Raw genomic sequence first — 2,019 nt, 5'->3', positions numbered from 1 at the left:
GCCAACGCGCGCGCCGGCCGACTGGACGACGGCGCGAAGGATCGGCCGGCCTTCATAGGCGAGCACGAGGGAATCGGCACGCAGGCTGGCGGTGGCGGGCATGTCGGGCGGAGCAGCGGCCTGTGCGCGCACGACTCTCGCGGCCAACAAGATGAGCGCGGCGAGCACGATCCGTTGAAACAGTGACGGCAAATTCATGGCAACAAGCTACCGATACCGCTCCGGCACGGCGATTCCAGGCCTGGAGCGGAGGATGGCCGGCGCGCTCTCACTTGACCGCAGGTGGCCCGGGAGCCTATCGTGATATGCATCAGTATGATCGGATCATACCATGAGACTCGCGCGAATCGCCATCACCATTCCCCCCTCACTCGTCAAGCTCGCAGACCGGCGCGCCAGAGCGCTCGGTCGCTCGCGGAGTTGGGTACTCGTGCAGGCGCTGCAGCGGTACCTGAGCGATGCCGAACTCGCGTCTCCCGGTCCTGCACGGCAGCCGGCTTCGTCCGGATCCGCATCGTCCGCCGAATCCGCTCTGGGTGAGTACCGGCGTTCGCAGCTCGAGGCAGATCTTGGGCTCACGGCTGAGGAACGCGTCAAGGAGGCGGAGCGGACCGGCCGCGTGGCTGAGATCGTCCGGCCGCGATGGCGCAGTGACCGGGTGATCACGTTCGACCGCTATGAGGACTACCTCGCCTGGCTGCACTGGGAGGAACGAGCCCGGTGAGCAGGCGCTACGAAACGCGGCTCGCCGAAGTCTGTGCCGCGCTGCACCGGCATCGTGCTCGGTACGTGCTCGTCGGAGGGATGGCGATGCAGCTCTGGGGATCGAGTCGCGCGACGCGGGACATCGACATCCTGATCGAGCCGACGCTTGTGAACGGCAAACGTGTGCTCGCGGGACTCGGGGCCGTCGGATTCGGTTTCGCCCGGGAATGGCTCGCCGAAGAGATCATTACGAAACCGGTCACGGTCATTGGCGACATGCCCCGGGTGGATATTCTGACGGTGGCCTGGAGCGTACATTTTGCGGAGGCCTACCCTGCTGCGCGGACATTCGAGTTGGAGGGTGTCCGCATCCCCACCGCGTCGCTGGAGCACCTTATTGCCTCGAAGCGCACCGGCCGTCTCCAGGATGCCGCGGACATCGCGGTCCTCGAGGAGATCCGCCGGCTTGGCGAGCAGAGTCGCTGAGGGGCGCCGGTTCAGGCCACCGTCCCCGCGGCTCCGGCACCGCGGTAACGCTCAGGTAGCGCCCCCGTAACGCCAGCACGGTATCAAGTGCGCCCCGTCACCCACCCCGAGGCGCGATAATGCCGGCTTCCCCCCGCCATCGTTCGGCGGCGTTCCTGCTGTATCTCCTTCTCGACTCGCTCGGCGCCGGCGCACAGGGCCAGTCGCCGGTGCCGCGCACCCGCACGTATTACATAGCCGCCGACCCGGTCACCTGGGATTACGCGCCCGGCGGCCGCGACGAGATCGCCGGCCGGCCATACACCGACTCGGCGTTCTTCGCCAAGGCGCCGACGCGCGCGGTTGGTACCGCGTACAGGAAGGTGCTCTATCGCGAATACACCGACAGTACGTTCCGCACGCTCAAGCCGCGGCCTGAGGAATGGCAGCATCTCGGGTTTCTTGGACCGCTGATCCGGGCCGTGGTCGGCGACACGATCCGGGTGGTGTTCCGGAACAATGGGCACCGGCCATACAGCGTGCATCCGCAAGGTGTGGCGTACGACAAGAACGCCGAGGGCGCGACGTACAACGATGGCACGAGCGGCGGCGATGCGGCGAACAGCGGCGTGCCGCCCGGTGGTACGCACGTGTACCTATGGCCTGTGCCCGAGCGCGCCGGACCCGGGCCCGCTGACGGGAGTTCACTGCTCTGGGTCTACCGCTCGGACGTCGAGGAACTTCGCGACCTCAACACCGGGCTGTTCGGCGTGATGATCATTACCGCACGCGGCATGGCGCGGCCCGACGGCTCGCCCAGGGATGTCGATCGTGAGATCGTGACCGCTT

4 protein-coding genes are annotated in these 2,019 nt (G+C 67.1%); 3 read left to right on the top strand and 1 reads right to left on the bottom strand.

The window, feature by feature from the left end:
• The coding region (locus tag VN779_RS09660) for a hypothetical protein (protein ID WP_325722116.1) at positions 1 to 198 on the bottom strand (198 nt) is incomplete at its 3' end.
• A 133-nt stretch (positions 199 to 331) separates the two neighbouring features.
• Here VN779_RS09660 and VN779_RS09655 point away from each other — a divergent pair.
• From VN779_RS09655 to VN779_RS09645, 3 genes are all read left to right on the top strand, one after another.
• On the top strand, positions 332 to 724 hold the full coding sequence (locus VN779_RS09655) for a ribbon-helix-helix protein, CopG family (protein ID WP_325722115.1): 393 nt from the start codon (positions 332 to 334) through the stop codon (positions 722 to 724).
• A complete protein-coding gene (locus VN779_RS09650; RefSeq protein ID WP_325722114.1) occupies positions 721 to 1,191 on the top strand; it encodes a hypothetical protein in 471 nt (156 codons plus the stop codon). Before VN779_RS09655 ends, VN779_RS09650 begins: the two co-directional genes overlap by 4 nt.
• 119 nt (positions 1,192 to 1,310) lie before the next feature.
• The coding region (locus VN779_RS09645) for a multicopper oxidase domain-containing protein (protein ID WP_325722113.1) at positions 1,311 to 2,019 on the top strand (709 nt) is incomplete at its 3' end.

The organism is Actinocrinis sp. (assembly GCF_035605935.1).
Lineage (GTDB): Bacteria > Actinomycetota > Actinomycetes > Streptomycetales > Catenulisporaceae > Actinocrinis.
This window is presented reverse-complemented; position numbering and strand designations above follow the sequence as displayed.

What these genes read in the sequence shown, in the direction of transcription:
- VN779_RS09655 (WP_325722115.1), top strand. Translation starts at nt 332, where the DNA reads ATGAGACTCGCGCGAATCGCCATCACCATTCCCCCCTCACTCGTCAAG.